Consider the following 16450-nt stretch of genomic DNA (forward strand, 5'->3'; position numbering starts at 1 on the left):
GGCCGTAGGCTACTTGCCATGACAGCCCTTCAGGGAAGTAGCTTGCCGGAAGGTACGGTTACTGTGTGGGACGAGGCCCAGGCGGCCGTGATCACCACTCGGACAGAGCTGCGCCGCCTGAGCCCTTTCATGGGGCGTGCCTGCACCGTGACTCAGGCAGCCACCGCACTGGGGCTGGGTGTGACGGCCACCTACAAACTGGTTCAGCGGTACGTCCGTCTGGGCCTGGTGTGGGAAAGTCACTGCGAGGAGCGGGCGGGACGAGCCCTGCGGTTTTACCAGGCGCCCCCGGCTTTCTATGTGCCGTTCAGCGTGCGGCCCTTTGAAGAGATGGGACGGCTCAACCGCGCCGCTCAGTTGCACGAATTTGAACAGAATTTGCAGCGGGCCATGAATACGCGCGCCTGGACGCAGTGGGGCACCCTGACCTGCGCCACGCCTGCGGGAGACTGGTACTACGAGTTTGTCTCCCAGGATGGCAGGGTCTTTCAGCCACAGGCCGATGAATCGCCCCGCATCCTGGCGGGTTGGAACCGGGTGTCAATGACATCAGCGGAAGCCCAGACACTTCAGCAGCAACTGTTGGCCCTGGTTCGCCCCTACTTCAACCGGCCAGAACAAGGTGAGACCTATCAGTTAGGGGTGTTTCTGTCACCAGAGCGGGTGCAGTGATTCCCCCTGATCGCAACGCTAGTCCACTTCACAGCTTGGCTGGCAGAGCAAATCCCCGGCGGGTTCTCAAGTGGAGCAGCGAAAGCCTACCCTGACCACCGACGGATGGACACGGCTTCCAATCGGAAGCGGCGGCCGAGACACTTCAGCCGCTACTGTCACGATTTTTTAGACTTAATGCATCGTCTTGGTCACTGCCGCCTCTTCGGCAGGGTCAGTCAGCGGCGGCCCGCTTTCATGCAGGACGTGTTCCAAGGCCCTGACCACCTGCGGATCAAAGTGCTGACCGGCCTGCGTTTGAATCTCAGCCAGGGCCGCCGCCTGAGACCACGCCCGCTTGTAGGGCCGCTCGCTCATCAGGGCGTCGAGCACATCGGCCACGGCCACGATGCGTCCACTGATGGGAATCTGCTCGCCGCACAGACCCGCCGGATAGCCGCTGCCGTCCCACCGCTCATGATGCGTCCGGGCAATTTCTTCTGCCAGGACCACCAACGGACTCTGACCTCCAGACAAGATATTGGAGCCTATCAGGCAGTGAGTTTTGACGACCTCAAACTCGTCGGGCGTGAGGCGGCCGGGTTTGAGTAAAATACTGTCTGAAACCCCGATCTTCCCGACATCGTGCATCGGTGCGGCTCGCCGGAGTAACTGCACTTCCTCGGGCGACAAGCCCAACTGGGCTGCTATCCCAGCGGCAGTTTCTCCCACCCGCGTCATGTGTTCCCCCGTGTCATCGTCCCGGTATTCTGCGGCCCGGGCCAGCCGTTCTAGTACCTCCACCTGCGCCGCTTCGACTCGACTTCTAAGCAGCGTGTTGTGCTCTTGAATCGTCGTTTCCGATACCTTGCGCTCGGTAATGTCGATGGCCACGCCAATCAGCCCCGTCAGCGTGCCATCGGGCCCCCACGCTGGAAGCTTGGAGGACCAGAACGTCCGGCGCGCCCCATCAGGCAACTGGTCCGTGACTTCGTAAGTGATGCCCTGGGCCTGCTCAAGAACCTGTTCATCTCGGAGGCGCGAAGCACTTGCGACCTCTGCGCCAAACAGCTCATCATCTGTCCGTCCCAGAATGTCCTCTACCAGGCGGCCAATTTGCGCTGCACCTGCCTCATTAATCATGGTGTAACGCCGCGCCTGATCTTTAACGAAAATGGCCTCTGGAACCGTGTCAACCACAGCCCGGAGCAGGCGGTTGCTGCTTTCAATGGCGCTCTGGGCGGCCTCCACATCCGTGAGATCGCGCAGGGACGCCGTGAACAGCCGTTCATTGGGCAAGTCCAGCGCCGTGATGGCCAGCTCGCAGGGAAAAGTCTCTCCCGTGCGCCGCAGGGCGGTCAAGTGCAGGCGCCGGCCCAGGACAGGTCCTTCGCCCGTTCTCAGGTAGTGGGCCAGGCCACGCTGATGTGCGTCTCGCCATTCGGGGGGAATGATGTGGGCCGCCAACTCCTGGCCAATCAGCTCTTCACGGCGGTAGCCAAATAGACGCTCTGCCGCCGGATTCCACTCCGTGACCTTTCCGTGTTCGTCCATGACAATGACGGCGTCAAGTGAGGAGTTGAGCACCGCCGCGTGGACCGCTTCCTGGTGGGTCAGCCGCGCCAGCGTGCGCCGCAGTTCTAACTCGCTGACGACACTATCGGCCAGGTGCTGCAGCATCTGACACTCATCTGGTGTCAATGGCGCGCGGGGTTTCTGGTCAAGGATACACAGGGTGCCCAGCTTCTGGCCGTCTGGTGTGACCAGAGGCGCCCCCGCGTAAAAGCGGATGTGCAGCTCACCTGTGACCAGCGGATTGTCCACGAAACGCGGGTCTTGCCGGGCATCTGGAACAACGAGTATCCCGTCCTGTTCCAGGGCATGCGCACAGAATGAAACCGAACGGGACGTCTCCCGAAAGTCCAGCCCGTAACAGGCTTTGAACCATTGTCGCTCAGCGTCAACGAGTGACACGAGGGCCATGGGCGCCTGAAAAAAGGCACTCGCCAGACGAACGGCGCGGTCATAGACCGCTTCCGGGGGCGTATCAAGAATCTGATAGGACTTCAGAGCCAGGAGGCGCGCCGCCTCAGTCTGTCGCTGGGCGTCTGCACTCATGGACTAAGCATAGAAAACTGGCCTTTCAGAAGCCTCACGGCCCGCTGATTCATGAAGTCTTAAACGGTTCAGGCCAATTGTAGGTTGAAGCAGGAATGAGGCAACTCTGCTTCTCCTGGCAGCCTCGCTACCACCGCTTTAAGGACTCAACCTGCCCGCCGCCGCGCCTTCTGGGCGTACATACGTTCATCGGCAAGCCCCAGAAGCGCTTCACCAACACCCTCATGCGGAAAATACGCCGCTCCGACACTGGCCCCCAGCTCGGGAAAGCCCCGCGCCTGCACATCTCGCACGATACTGGCGACCCGCTCGTGAACGGCTGGTTCGCCCTCCGCCGCGCTGTGGGCCAGCAGCAGCGCAAATTCATCTCCTCCCAGGCGGTAGGCGCGGTCCTCGGGACGGAAAGCCCCAGGCAGCGCGCGCCCAAAGGCCGAGAGGAGCGCGTCGCCGTGGGCATGGCCCTGACGGTCATTGACGGCTTTCAGGCCGTCCAAATCAATCATGACGACCGCCAGTGTCAGCCCATGACGCTGGGCACGTGCCGTTTCACGAACCAGATCCGTTTCGAAGGCGCGGCGGTTGGCCAGGCCGGTCAGTGTGTCCTCATGGGCCAGGCGCTGTGCAAGGGCATGCTCTTGCGCGCGGGTGGTCACGTCACGCGCCACCACGGCTTGCCCCAGGGTGTTGCCCCATGCGTTGCGTACCGTTGACAGGCGCAACTCCCACACCTCGCGGCCGGGGCGCCACTCGGCGGTGCGACCCTCGACCATCTGTGGCCAACTCTGAAACACGTCACCTATCTGTGCGCCGCGCAGTTCGGGAGCAGGGCGGCCAGCCAGCCGGAGGGCACGCTCATTGATATCCAGAATCCGGTTATGGGCATCCAGGACGAAAACCGCATCTGTGAGCTGTTCGACGACCTGACGGTGAGCGAGCGGCGCCACTCGGAGCAGCCCGTAGCGCCTCATGCTCCAGGCAACAGGCAGTAAACACAGCGCGAAAAAAACCGGTGCAGGCGCCACGCCTCCAGGCAAAACCGGAATGCCCAGGAGAAAAGCGGTGTTGACCGCGTTAGGCACCAGTACGGTCAACAGCATCACGAGGCTCTGGGCGCGGTCAGAGCGTTGCCCAGAGCGCCAGGTGGAGAGCAGCCGCCAGGCGCCCCACACCAGTAGCACGTTGGGATAAGCCACGATCAGGAGCCAGTACAGCGGCATGCGCTCGACCTGGCCCCAGGTGGGGACCGTGCCTGGCGGGAAGCGCCAGATCAGACTGTGCTGCTCATTGGTCCAGAGCAGCACGAGGGCCAGGTAGGGCACCACCAGCAGGGGCAGGAGCCGCGAGAGGGGCAGAGGTTCAGGAAGTGGCCGCAAGTAGCGCAGGACCAGGGCCAGCCACGCGACAGGAATGGTCAGAATGCCCAGGAACTGCACCAGGCCCCACCGCCACCGGTCCTGCGCGTCACTGGCCGTAAGGGACAGAATGTCGCCAATCAGCCACACACAAATCCCCAGAAGAACCGCCAGGAACGCCCGCTGAAGAGGCTGTCCCAGGCGGTGCAGAATGCTCCCAGCCATCAGGAGAGTACCTGACAACGCCAGCAGCGGCAGCAGCGTGGCAGAGGTCAGGGTGTAGGTCGTCATGGGTCAGCCGGGAAGGTGAGCGCAGCTTAGGACGAGGCGACTTGCGAAAGTCTCACCGAGGGTGGCCGGCTTCTTCTCTGAAGGCTGGAGAAAGCCTGCCCTGACGGCGCAGGGTGGCAGGTACCTTTCCAACCACTCGCCGACTCCCTCTCCGCCTAGATGAAGGACAGAATGACTCGGTTGGGGCGAGGGCCTCACCTGTGCAGCAAATTGGCAGAGCCGCAGTCCAGGTGCGGGCATATTTTGACCGGTTGACGAGCCTGTGGCCTGTACTCCACCAGGCTAAAAAAGGCCTCTGGTGGCCCACTAAAGTCAGGCCGGGATTACCCCAGACTCACCCTCGGGCTGCGGCTGTGATGCGGTCAGTTGCCGCGCGAGTGGCTTCCGGCTGCTGCTCTGGTGCCTGAACCAACGACGCCAGGCTGTTTGCCCCTTTGGGGACAGGCTCCTGCTTCACCGCGCGCCAATGAAGTGATTTCATACGCCATTGTACTTAGACGAGGAGGGCGTGACCAGGTTCGGCACAGGCTGCTTTCTACCTTCGGGATGGACGAAGCGTGTGCTCCACGATCAAATAGGTCTGGCACCTCTGACAGTTGAGGACCAGACAACAGGTCGCCTGAACCTACGACCTCGGCGCTTTTTCTCAAAGCCAAGCACTTGCCATGACGAGTGCATTGTTCTCTGCCATGCCAGGCGGCCTGCGCAATAACGGTCCATTAACGTTAAAAGGTCAACACTCCCCGCATGGACTCTCTCCGAGTCAAACTCACCACCGGCTATATCTCCGCACGGCTGTATCTCCTGATCTCCGTCACGAACTCAGGTGATGACACCGTTCCTGTGGTTCGCACCATCACTCTTCAGGGCAATGCCGCCCACTTCATTGACCTTCCTCTCGATTCCACCCTGGGGATTACCACGACCCGGCCACTGCCAGCGCTGCTCTATCCCGGCGACCGCCTCCTTATGTCCTTACCGTTTCAGGCACTCACTCAGTTGGAGCCCCACTTCTTCCTGCCTCTTCAAGTCAGCGCGCATGTCCGGGACATGACTGGAGAGACCTTCAGCAGCCTGCCAGTTACACTTCACGCTCCTACGGAATAGAGGAAAGCCTGCCGCTCTCAAGCACGGATGGCTCAAGTCAGGATTTGCGCCTGTTTCCATTTACTTCTGCCTGGGTCAATGCCAATCCATCAGAGTGTCTGGCGAGCGCAAAGCGCCAGTTTCCAGGCGTGAGGGATTCCGAAGGGTCAACATGGAGCCAGCCGCTGCACCTACACCGCGTTCAACCCGTATTCATAGACGGTGAGACTGGGCTGCCGCGCTGCGAATGGCGCCTGCCACGAAGTGTTCCCCGTCCTGGTCAGCGCCACTGGGGACAAGCAGGCCAGAGATTCCAGCAAAAGCGAACCACGCCTCCAGTAGACCACCAGGCCCTGTTGAGGAGAACCTGAGCACCACATGCGACCTCATGGCGATCTCTTGCCAATAAGGTGAGCCTCTAACTGAGGCGATCAGATCTCAAGCAGTCCAGGGGAACTCCGGCCTACACGCTCTTTGCAGCCTAGAGGGGCAGATCAAAGCGCATCAAGTCACGGCCCACCGTGATCGGCCCAGCATAGATGTCAGCCATTCCCGCCGTATAGGCGGCCTCCGCTTCCGGCGTCGCCAGCGGCACCGGAATGTGGTGCGTCAGCACGAGATGCTTGACCTGAGCGTCTTGGGCCACCTGCGCCGCCTCCAGCGTGGTCGTGTGGTACTTGGCCGGATTGGTGACCTGCACCGCCTGCGCCGGATGGGCCTGGGCGATCTCGGCCAGCCACTGGGCCTGATAGGCGTCGTGGATCAGCAGGTCTGCCTGCTGCGCGTGGCGCACGGTACTTGGCATTGGACGAGTATCTCCACTAATCACGACCCGGCGACCGCCAAACTCAATGAGATAGCCGAGCGCAGGTTCAACCGGCCGGTGGTCAACTTCAAAGGCGGTCACGCGAACCCCCCCCTCATCAAATGCCACGCCGGCATTGCATTCGGTGTACTCCACGTGGGCGCCAGCCGCCTCGGACTTGTTGTACGCGATGCGGAGGTCAATATCGTAGGCGAGAGCGGCGTGGAAGGCCCCGATGATCTCACGGGTCCGGCTGGGTCCATAGACCCGCATGGCCTGGGCGCGCCCCTCGATAACGCCCACATGTGTACGCCAGCTGCTGATGAAGAGATCTGGAAAACCAGCGTTGTGGTCGTAGTGGTGGTGGGTAAAAAACACGTCCCGCACCCGCTGCGGCATGAGGCCAGAGGCGATCAGCTGCCGGGTCGTATCGCTGCCGCAGTCAAAAAGCAGCACCTGGCCGCCGACGGCAACAGCCACCGCAGGTTTGGCGGCGCCTGGGTAGGCACGTGGCGTGCCGGTGCCCAGCAGAATGACGCTGAAGCCGTCGGATGCCAGGGGCGCGATGGGGGTGGGCTGAATGAACGGCTGAACCATAGCTCATTTTCGCGCGGCCGTAGGGCCTCTGAAGGCACGCTGTTGGACAGGCCACTCAAGGAGAGCTGTAGGCATTTGCAGGCGCAGGGCGGCAGACTATGTTTCAGCGATTCTAAGGCATTCATCCTCCCGAGGCACCAGCAGCTAATCTCTGGCGTTCACAAGGGTTCACTTTTACGTTCTACCTGAACCGGTCTAGTGAGCAGCGTGACCTGTCTGAGTCCGAAGATTGAAAACGCTTTCACCACTTGTTAGGGTGATGGCGTTCCACAGTTCATCGGGTGACCCGCACTCGTCCTCACGGCGCGTCCTGCTGCGCTGGTGGGCCTGCGTGAGCTGCCCAATCGGAGGTTTGTCATGCACCGGTCCCTACCCGTCGCCGCCACCCTCGCCCTCAGCCTCGCCGCGTGCAGTCCCGCGCCCACGCCGCCTGCCACAGGCGCACCTTCTCTGCACGCCCAGGCCACCTGGAGCCTTGTGTACGCCGACGAGTTTAACGGCACTGGTCTGGACACCAGCAAGTGGATCGCTGTCAACGGACCGGCCAACGTAAACAGCGAATTGCAGTACTACACTCCGGAAGACGTGTCGGTGCAGGGCGGCAGCCTGGTGCTCCGCACGCAGAGACGTGCCTTTGGGGGGCGCGGGTACTCTTCCGGCGAGGTGCGCAGCGGAAACAACGTGACGGTCACGCGCGGCAGCGCCGTCGAATGGCGGACGAAGATCCCCAAGGGCAAGGGCATCTGGCCAGCGAACTGGCTGGTCAGTACAGCCTGCAACGGCATTGACGGCTGTGGCTCGGCCTGGCCGCCCGAGATCGACGTGATGGAGGTGCGGGGCTCGCAACCCGCCGTCAACGTCATGACGCACTGGTGGGGAAGCTATCCAAACCAGGCTTACCAGACGAGCACCTACACTGGCCCCGACCTGAGTCAGGCGTTTCACACCTACCGCGTGGAGTGGCTGGCCGACAGCATCACCTTCTACGTGGATGGGGTGCAGCGCGCCCGTCATACCGCGAACATCACGAGCGGCACCATGCAACTTGTGATGAACACCGCCGTGGGCGGCATGTTTGATGGGAATCCGGATGGCAGCACCACCTTTCCGCAGTATCAGTACGTGGACTACGTGCGCGTCTACCGGGACACTGGCGGCAACACGGCGGGGCCGAACCTTGTCACGAACAGTTCCTTTGATGGGGGCCTCAGCGGCTGGGGCGTGTGGTCACCAAACAATGCGTACCAGGGCACGGCGTTCGCGGAAACGTATAACGGCCGCAACGGCATGCACGGCACGGAGTACAGCACCTCGCCCTATGAAGTGCACACGTACCAGATCAAGACCGGGCTGGCCAGCGGCAACTACACCATGCGGGCGTGGGTGCGCTCGATCGGCGGGCAAAGCGTCGGCGAGATGCTGGTCAAGAACTTCGGTGGCGCGCAGCGCAGCCTCGACATCCGCGGTTACACGAACTGGACACAGGTGAGCATTCCAAATGTGAACGTGACCAACGGGCAGGCGGAGATTGGCTTCCACACGGCGGCCGGAGCGTACCAGTATCTGTACTTCGATGACGTGGAGTTCTTCAAACAGTAAGGGACATCTACTGCCACGGTGAGCTGTTGGCCTAGTGAGCTCACGGTCAGCCAGAGGGCATCCTTCGCCAGCCCTTCATAACAAGACCCACACCAGCGCTCCAGATCGGTAACGCCAATCTGGGGCGTCGGTGTGCCTGAGGACAGGAAGAAGGCAAGTCTTCACCAGAAATGGTTCGAGAAAACGCTTGCAGATCGTAATTGCCGCGTCAGCCTGACCAGCAGTGGCCAATAACCTGCCAGTCTGACGTGGTGCGCCCTGACACGCTCCCAGCTGGCCATTTGGAGGCTGGCCTCAATGAGTCTGAGGCGCCTCCAACATGCCCGCAGGTCCTCGGTGACAGGGCAATCCTCACCGCCACATATCTGTCCGATGGAGCGCTCCTGTTAAGGAGGAAATGAACCTGACCTGGCCACCAATTGGATGTGGCGAATGGGTTAGGACACCTCCTCAGCTTGACGTCCCCAGGCCACCCGATCAGGCGAGTGTCTTCTCGTCAGGAGCCGCAGCCTCCACCGCAGCCACTCCCGCAACTGGACCCACCATCACTGCTGTCCCCGTCAACCCCATCACCGGCCAGCGTCAGACTGGCCCCACGGGCACCCAGCGCCAGCAGCGCAATGACCCCCAGGCCGCTCAGTAGCGGCCACCCCATCAAGAACGTCAGAAAGATGAACGCGCCCAGCAGCCCCATCCAGGTCTGGGGCTGGTGACGCACCGACGTGGCTGGGGTCATGGCCGCTACCGGCCTGGGCCAATAGGTGTCCGGCGCCGCTTCGCCGAAGGTCAAGGCGTATTCAGCCAGGGTGCGCGCGTACTGTTCCCGGAAGTGGTCGTCATCTCCAGGGCCGCCGGTGCCCGGCTCGTGGTGCAGAGGGGCTGGCAGCACCGCCTGAAACGCGGCGTAATCCCGCGTGAAGAGGATGTGCGCGTGCCAGACCTCATCCACGCTCTGCGAGGGGGTGACACCCTGGCCCTGAGTGGCAAGGTAAACAAAGCGGCGATATTCACGCTCAGCGCCAGACAGAAAGGGAGCTGTCCAACCATGTTCGCGCTGCAAACGGTCGTGAAGGCTAGCGGGTAGGGACCAGGTGTTCAAGGCGGGGTTGGGGGTGGGTGCGCGGTGGGCGGTCATCGTTGCCTCCAGGGATCTCTTCGGTGTCAGCTGTCGCGCGGTCTGTTTGCCCGGCTGAGGCCAGCATTGGCCTGCCGTGTCAGCGGCCTGTCAGGGCAGAGCCCTTCAGCCCATACAGCAGAGCAGTAGATGCGCTGGCCGACGTTAACGCGGCCCGAATATGGCGCCCCCTTGGAGAAATCAAGGCGGCCTCTGGGTCGCCTTCTTGCCTTGAGGTGGAGGAGCTGTGGCCTGCTCGCTATGCTAGAGGCCACGCTATGAATGACTGGGACGATCTGCTGCTGACAGGTGGTTTTGCCGTACGTGAGTCCATCTTTGCTGGATTGACGCTTGAACAGGTGACGGCGCGGCCGCAAGACGTGCCGCACAGCATCTATCAGGAACTCTGGCACGCGGCGATGGTACTGAAAATCAGCCTGGATGAGGGCCGGGCCGTCCTGGAACACTGGCCCTATGCCCACCACTTCCCGCCCGACCCATCACCCGCCAGCCAGGCCGAGTGGGACGATCTGGTCGCGCTGTTCATGCTGTACTCCAGGCGAGCCGTCACCCAGGCAAAGGATGAACGCTGGCTGACGGCGCCGGAACCCGGCTACCCCCACACCCAGTGGCGTGACGGGCTAGAGTTCTTGGCCGTCCATACGGCCTACCACCTGGGCAAGATTGTGAGTCTTCGACAGGTCATGCACATTTGGCCGTAACACCATAGGCTGAACTTGCAGCGGTGCCAGATCGGGTGCAAAGCCTTCCTCTGATCGCCGTCTTCAGTTTCTGGTGCCGGAGCAATGTTGCACTTGTAGCCAGAAGGCCACCATTTGCCCCAGAGCCTCCCACGCCGACACTGCAAACGATTTCTGACGGCGAGCATTAACTTGCAAACTATACGCATGCGCTACGTCTTCCTCACAGCTAGCACCATGACAGAGAAAAGAACCCACGCCGGCCTCGTTCAAAGCAGCTCTAGCCCGTTTATACCAGCCTGTTGTTGAGGTGAAGCTCTAGGGGTATGACAACAGCCTGCCTGATGTAGAGCGGGCTAGCGTCCCTACCAGCCCCCACGATCAAGGGCACCGCCGGCGCAGTCAGCTCAAAGTGCACCAACGTATCCTCTACCGGTGAGTCCTCAGGCCACAGGAAGGCTAGAGGCATCCCTGAAGTCGAGCATCAAGTTGTGATGGCCCGTCTCCCTTTGCTCGACGGATTTATGGATGCTCACGCCTTACGCACCCATATCAAGGCGGCTAATGCAACTTTCGCTTACCAATTTGGCAGACGCGGTGTCAACGACCAGAACGCGATGAGCCGTTCAAACATTTGCATCAGCTCACTCAGATGCGGCGCCTTGACAATGTAGAAACTCGCCTGCCGGTCATAGGCATCCAGAATGTTCGTCTGACTTTCCGAGGTCGAGAGAATGCCGACGGGCAGATGACAGAGAGCAGGGTCGTGGCGAATAGACGACAGCACCTGAAGACCTGTCAGCCCTGGCATGTTGATGTCGAGCAGGATCAGGTCCGGCAAAGGCTGCTCAGGGTCCCGCAGGTGAGCCAGTGCCGCTTCGCCGTCGGGGGCTGTGGTCAGGCGCACCCGGTCAGCATGAGTTTCAAGGGCGACCTGAGCCAGCATGAGGTCGGCGGGACTGTCGTCGACCACCAGAACACGCATGCGGTTGGGCATAGGACCAGCATGGCATATTGCCAAGGGGCCAAATGGTCAACGTCGCAGCACAACTCTCAGGCAGCGGCGGGCAGCATATTCTGGCGTCATGCGTGCGATTTCTTTCCTTCCTCTTGTGCACAGCACATGGTCACTGCCGCCTATGGTTCACTCATGAAACCAGCCCTCCTGCTGGCCCTCGCCATCGTGGCGGAGGTGCTGGCCACAGCGGCGCTGCGTGCGTCTGATGGGTTTTCCCGCCTGATTCCCTCGGTGGTTGTGGTGCTGGGGTATGCGGCGGCCTTTGCACTCATGGCCCAAATTCTCAAAAGTTTTCCTCTGGGCCTCACCTACGCCGTGTGGTCCGGCGTGGGCACAGCGCTGACGGCAATCGTGGGCTGGCTGTATTTCCGGGACGCGTTTAACGGAATGGCTGTGGCTGGCATCGCCCTGATCATTTTGGGGGTCGTGGTGCTGAATATCAGTGGAACAGCCAAGCACTGACACGGCGCCCATCCAGGCTTTGGCACAACGGAAACCGCCTGGCCAGCGAGACTGGACGCGCTGTCTAGAACAAACGTTCGTTGGACAGGTCGCGTACAGTAGAGGGCATGAGCGACAACCCAACCTTCTCTTTCCGGACGCGCGCCGTTCATGCCGGTCACGGCCTTGACCCATCCACAGGCGCCCACGCCACCCCCATTTACGCCACCAGCACCTTTGGCTACGGCAGCGCCGAACGCGGCGAGCGCCTGTTTGCCGGCCAGGAAGACGGCTATTTTTACTCGCGCCTGAGTAACCCCACCGTGCGCGCCTTTGAGCGCAAGCTGGCCGACCTGGAAGGACTGCCCGAAGCGGTGGCCTTTGCCAGCGGCATGGGCGCGGTGTCGGCCATCTGCCTGACGCTGCTGCAACCCGGCGACGAGGTCATTTTCGTGGCCCCACTGTACGGCGGCACCACCGGCTTTCTGCACGAGGTGGCCGCTAAATTTGGTGTGACCGTTCATGAAGCGGCCGACGAAGACGCCCTGGACGCCCTGGTGAGCCCCAAAACGCGCCTGATCTGGGTCGAAACCCCCACCAACCCGCGCCTGAACATCGTGGACCTGGCCCGTGTGGCGCGCGCCGCGCAGGGAGTGGGTGCCCTGAGCGTGGTGGACAACACCTTCAGCACCCCAGCGCTGACCCGGCCCGCCGAACACGGCATTGACCTCGTGATGCACAGTGCCACCAAGTACCTGGGCGGGCACGGCGACGCCATTGGCGGCATCGTGGCGGGCCGCGAGGACCTACTGACCGAACTGCGGCTGGTCGGTTTGCGGCATGTCGGGGCTTCCCTGGGGCCGTTTGAGGCGTACCTGTTCTTGCGCGGCATGAAGACGCTGCCGCTGCGGATGGCCGCCCACTGCGAAGGCGCGCTGGCGCTGGCCCAAGCGGTGCGTGGTCACCCGGCCCTGGCGGCCACCCTTTACCCCGGCCTCAGCGACCACCCCGGCCACGAGGTGGCCCTCCGGCAGATGAGCGGGTTTGGCGGACTGGTCAGTCTAGAACTGGGCACCCGCGCCGCCGCCATGACGTTTGTGGATGGCCTGAAGCTGTTCACGCAGGCCGTGAGCCTGGGCGACGTGGAAAGCCTGACCTGCCACCCCGCCAGCACCACCCACGCCCTGCTGGGCGACGAGGCGCTGCTGCGCCAGGGCGTCACGCCGGGTCTGGTGCGCCTAAGCGTCGGCATTGAAGACGCGGCCGACCTGATTGACGATGTACTGAGGGCGCTGGACCAGGTCCCAGCCCAGCCAGAAACGGTCAGCCGGTAAGAGGCTCGCCTTAAAAACCAAAAATCAAGGTGGGGCCGGCTGCAGGGGAATGCTGGCCTCTCGTTGTTCCGGATGGGGGAAATGGCGATCCTGTCCGACTTGTTAAAGTGGCAGCCAAAGCGGCCAAGAGTCATCACCCCTACTGCTTTCCGAGACGGAAAAGGTGATCGAAAGAGCTGGTAACACCAACGGTACTAAAGGGCACCTTTGGCCTTAGGGTGAACCGGGCATTCGCTGCCAGAACGCAGACATTAACCCGCTTTCAAGAGGTCGCAATTGTTCTCCAAGCGGCTATGTGTTATGTTGTGAGCAGAACAAGGCTATGCACTTAGGAGGAGAACATGCTTTATCGTCATGGTGATGTGCTGGTGCAACGCGTTGAAACCCTGCCCCCGGCCCTGCCCCGCGCAGGCGCGACCCTGGCGCGCGGAGAAGTAACCGGCCACAGCCACCGCTTTCAGGACCCCAGCAGCGTTCAATTGTTCCAGGCGGGCCTGGCCACTTACGTACGGGTGCTGAGCGACGCGGCCGAGCTCATTCACGAGGAGCACGCCACGATTACCTTGCCACGCGGCGACTACCGCGTCTGGATGCAGCGCGAATACAGCCCTCAGGCCATTCGCCGGGTGATCGACTGATGACGGCTACGGTCTCGGCGGCTGAAGCGCGCACCCGGGTGCTGCGGGGCGAGGTGACGGGCGGTCTGCACTTTCGCGGCAAACTGGACCTGAGCGGCGAAAAAACTCTGACCTCGTTGCCCGAGGGCCTGTGCGGCGACGTGCTGGACATCAGTGACACCGGTGTTCATACCCTACCCGAGACCCTGCAGGTGGGCGAACTGGTAGCGCGCAACCTGCCCATCACCCACCTGCCAGCTGGTGTTCGGGTACAGTTTCGCCTTACGCTGGACGGTTGCACCCGCCTGAGTGAGCTACCAACCGGCCTAATGGTGGGGTCGCTGAGCCTGCAAGACGCGCTGTCACTTGAAGCTCTGCCCGAGGGCCTGGACGTCTGCTTTCTGAATCTCAGCCGCTGCGACGCCCTGCGCGGCTGGCCCCAGCAGGGCCGCGTGCGCTACGGCCACCTGAGCGTGCGCGACTGCCTGAGCCTGCGCGAGTTGCCCGCCTGGCTGACCCAAATTGCCCAGCTGGACGTGTCCGGTTGCCGGGGGATTACGGCGCTGCCCGCCGGGCTGCGGGTCAACGGCTGGCTGGATGTGGCCGGCAGTGGCCTGACTGCCCTGCCCGCCGGTCAGCCCATCCCGCTGCGCTGGCGCGGCGTACGGGTGGACGCGCGCGTGGCCTTTCAGCCAGACACCCTGACCGGCGCCGAGGTGCTGGCCGAGCCGAACACCGAAGTGCGCCGGGTGATGATGGAGCGCATGGGCTACGAGCGTTTTCTGACGGAGGTCGGCGCCGAGGTGCTGGACCGCGACCGCGACGCAGGCGGCGAGCGCACGCTGGTGCGGGTGCCTCTGCCGGACGACGAACCGTTCGTGGCCGTCAGCGTGGCCTGCCCGTCCACTGCGCGCCAATACGTGCTGCGTGTGCCGCCTACCATTCGCACAGCGCACGCGGCCTCGGCGTGGCTGGCTGGCTTTGATGATCCTAGTCAATACCAGCCTGCGATTGAAGCGTGAGGAGTAGAGAGTCAGTCTTTTACGAGTCGGCTCGCCGCCAGCTTGCGAGACCCTCTCAAGTCTCTGCCTGGCAAAGCTGTGCAGCAGCGCCATTGACCACCACACAGAGAGCAGCCTACACGGCATGACGGGGCACTCTACGGCCGGGCAAGACCCCCCTCCGTCAGCTGACCCCACCGTAGGGCCGCGTAATAATTTCCAGCCCATGTCCGGCGGGGTCGGTGAAATACACGCCCCGGCCCCCGTGATGGGTGTTGATCTGGCCCGGCAGCGCGCGCTGCGGGTCGGCCCAGTGGTCAAACCCACCTGACTGAAGGCGCCCATAGATCTGGTCAAAGGTGTCATCCTCGACCAGAAAGGCGTAGTGCTGCATCTGAATCTCAGCGACAGCGGGTTCTGCAAACTGAAGATGAACGCCCTCTTCCAGAGTGACACTGGTAAAGGGGCCCCAGGACACAGGCTCGGGTAAACCGAACACGCAGGCAAAGAAGGACGCCGAGGCCTGCCGGTCTATGGCGGCAATAATCGCGTGATTGAAGCGAATGCTCATGCGAGCAACTCCTGGTGTGTTGGCCCGAGGTCTCAAGCAGCCGGACGCCGGGACGCAGCACCGGCCCTGAGCATACTGCGCGCTGAAGACGTTGAGCCCCCATCTTGCCTTCAGCCAGCGGCGCGCCCACTCCCGCCCACCAACTGCCTCGCCCGCGCCAGATATGCACTCGGGTCCGCCCAGCCCGGTCCCTCTGGAATGCGGGCCAGCAGCCCAGGGCCGTACACGTCTTCGGCGCCCAGCGCGGGCAGATGCACGTAGCCGATGTGGCATTCGCAGCTGGGGCGGCTGCAAGGGCGGGGGCGCAGCAGTTCCGCCACTGGCTGGGCATAGAGGTTGCCCAGGGGCCGCGCGATGAAGTGGCAGCGGCGCACCGTGCCGTCGCCGTCCACACTGATGGCCATTTCGCCGGCGCCACACGGTTGCCCGCGCGTGGGATAACGGCGGGTGTTGACCTCGAACAGGGGGTCGGCGGCGTTCAGGCGGGCAAGATCGCTGGGCGTGTAGTAGCCCGGTCCCACCTTGAAGGCGTTCACCCACAGATACACTTCGGGCCGCAAGGCCGCCCGCAGCGCCTCAATCTCGGCCAACTGGCTGCGGCGCCCCACCACGCCCACGCTGTAGCGCACGCCCAGCGCGTCCAGTTCCGCGCAGCGGGCCAGAAAGCGCTCACGGGGAACCTCGCCGGGGTGATAGGTGGCCCACAGGCCGACCTTGTCCCGCGCCGCGTCCGCGAGCCAGTCCAGCCGCCCACTGAGGTTCGTTTGAATGGCCACCTGGCGCAAGTGGGGCAGGTGACTCAGGGCCGTGATGGCCGCCTGATAACGCCGCCGCACCAGCGCCTCGCCCCAGGGGGTAAACAGCACTGACAGCGGTGAGGTCTGCGCGGCCACCCAGTCCGTAAACCGGGTCAGGGCTGCCGTGTCGGCGCGATGTTCCTCGGCGGTTTCGGTGTGCTTGGCAAAGGGGCAGTAGGGGCAGGCGTAATTGCAGCTGCTGAGCGGCCCCCGGTACAGCACGCTGAGGTGGGAGGGTGAGGCCGAAGCGGTCTCTATGGGGCTGGAGTGCATCACGCCAGCCTCCCGAAGCGAGCCGAGCGAGGAACCAGCGCTGACAGCAGCCGAAGTGGAATGGAGGCGTATCGCCCAGTCCCC

15 protein-coding genes are annotated in these 16450 nt (G+C 62.8%); 8 read left to right on the forward strand and 7 right to left on the reverse strand.

Annotation, left to right across the window (positions count from 1 at the left end; translation table 11 throughout):
• Positions 1–18: 18 nt before the first annotated feature.
• On the forward strand, positions 19–672 hold the full coding sequence (locus K7W42_RS04760) for a hypothetical protein (protein WP_224572736.1): 654 nt from the start codon (positions 19–21) through the stop codon (positions 670–672).
• A 174-nt stretch (positions 673–846) separates the two neighbouring features.
• On the opposite strand, the gene K7W42_RS04765 is transcribed toward K7W42_RS04760, so the two are convergent.
• Both K7W42_RS04765 and K7W42_RS04770 read right to left on the reverse strand, forming a co-directional pair.
• Complete coding sequence (locus K7W42_RS04765) at positions 847–2769, reverse strand: PAS domain S-box protein (protein ID WP_224572738.1); 1923 nt, start codon at positions 2767–2769, stop codon at positions 847–849.
• Positions 2770–2915: 146 nt separating this feature from the next.
• Positions 2916–4412 (reverse strand): histidine kinase N-terminal 7TM domain-containing diguanylate cyclase, encoded by a 1497-nt coding sequence (locus K7W42_RS04770; protein WP_224572739.1) that lies wholly within the window; start codon positions 4410–4412, stop codon positions 2916–2918.
• 747 nt (positions 4413–5159) lie between these two features.
• On the opposite strand from K7W42_RS04770, the gene K7W42_RS04775 reads away from it, so the two are divergent.
• Entirely contained in the window at positions 5160–5519 is a 360-nt protein-coding gene (locus K7W42_RS04775; RefSeq protein WP_224572742.1) for a hypothetical protein, read from the forward strand.
• Between the two features lie 460 nt (positions 5520–5979).
• Here K7W42_RS04775 and K7W42_RS04780 read toward each other — a convergent pair whose 3' ends face one another.
• Entirely contained in the window at positions 5980–6900 is a 921-nt protein-coding gene (locus tag K7W42_RS04780; RefSeq protein ID WP_224572744.1) for an MBL fold metallo-hydrolase, read from the reverse strand.
• Positions 6901–7257: 357 nt separating this feature from the next.
• On the opposite strand from K7W42_RS04780, the gene K7W42_RS04785 reads away from it, so the two are divergent.
• Positions 7258–8499, forward strand: a complete 1242-nt coding sequence (locus K7W42_RS04785; RefSeq protein ID WP_224572746.1) for a glycoside hydrolase family 16 protein — start codon at positions 7258–7260, stop codon at positions 8497–8499.
• A gap of 496 nt (positions 8500–8995) precedes the next feature.
• Here the strand turns inward: K7W42_RS04785 and K7W42_RS04790 are convergent, their stop codons facing one another.
• Complete coding sequence (locus tag K7W42_RS04790) at positions 8996–9634, reverse strand: glycine-rich domain-containing protein (protein ID WP_224572748.1); 639 nt, start codon at positions 9632–9634, stop codon at positions 8996–8998.
• Between the two features lie 257 nt (positions 9635–9891).
• Here K7W42_RS04790 and K7W42_RS04795 point away from each other — a divergent pair, with 257 nt between their 5' ends.
• Complete coding sequence (locus K7W42_RS04795) at positions 9892–10335, forward strand: DinB family protein (protein ID WP_224572750.1); 444 nt, start codon at positions 9892–9894, stop codon at positions 10333–10335.
• Between the two features lie 556 nt (positions 10336–10891).
• On the opposite strand, the gene K7W42_RS04800 is transcribed toward K7W42_RS04795, so the two are convergent.
• Positions 10892–11311 (reverse strand): response regulator, encoded by a 420-nt coding sequence (locus K7W42_RS04800; protein WP_224572751.1) that lies wholly within the window; start codon positions 11309–11311, stop codon positions 10892–10894.
• A gap of 153 nt (positions 11312–11464) precedes the next feature.
• Between K7W42_RS04800 and K7W42_RS04805 the strand changes: the two genes are divergently transcribed.
• The 4 genes from K7W42_RS04805 (at position 11465) to K7W42_RS04820 (ending at position 14746) form a co-directional block, all read left to right on the forward strand.
• Positions 11465–11794, forward strand: a complete 330-nt coding sequence (locus K7W42_RS04805; RefSeq protein ID WP_157458398.1) for a DMT family transporter — start codon at positions 11465–11467, stop codon at positions 11792–11794.
• Between the two features lie 107 nt (positions 11795–11901).
• A complete protein-coding gene (locus tag K7W42_RS04810) occupies positions 11902–13107 on the forward strand; it encodes a trans-sulfuration enzyme family protein (protein ID WP_224572752.1) in 1206 nt (401 codons plus the stop codon).
• A 341-nt stretch (positions 13108–13448) separates the two neighbouring features.
• Positions 13449–13745 carry a DUF8820 family protein gene (locus tag K7W42_RS04815; RefSeq protein WP_224572753.1) on the forward strand — a complete coding sequence of 99 codons (297 nt, stop codon included), beginning with the start codon at positions 13449–13451 and terminating at the stop codon, positions 13743–13745.
• Complete coding sequence (locus tag K7W42_RS04820; RefSeq protein WP_224572754.1) at positions 13745–14746, forward strand: DUF6745 domain-containing protein; 1002 nt, start codon at positions 13745–13747, stop codon at positions 14744–14746. The genes K7W42_RS04815 and K7W42_RS04820 overlap by 1 nt, the downstream gene beginning before the upstream one ends.
• Positions 14747–14909: 163 nt before the next feature.
• Here the strand turns inward: K7W42_RS04820 and K7W42_RS04825 are convergent, their stop codons facing one another.
• Together K7W42_RS04825 and K7W42_RS04830 are read right to left on the reverse strand one after the other, a co-directional pair.
• Positions 14910–15296 (reverse strand): VOC family protein, encoded by a 387-nt coding sequence (locus tag K7W42_RS04825; protein WP_224572755.1) that lies wholly within the window; start codon positions 15294–15296, stop codon positions 14910–14912.
• Positions 15297–15406: 110 nt separating this feature from the next.
• Positions 15407–16366 carry an STM4011 family radical SAM protein gene (locus K7W42_RS04830; RefSeq protein ID WP_224572922.1) on the reverse strand — a complete coding sequence of 320 codons (960 nt, stop codon included), beginning with the start codon at positions 16364–16366 and terminating at the stop codon, positions 15407–15409.
• Positions 16367–16450 lie beyond the last annotated feature (84 nt).

Origin of the sequence: Deinococcus betulae (assembly GCF_020166395.1) — a bacterium.
GTDB lineage: Bacteria > Deinococcota > Deinococci > Deinococcales > Deinococcaceae > Deinococcus > Deinococcus betulae.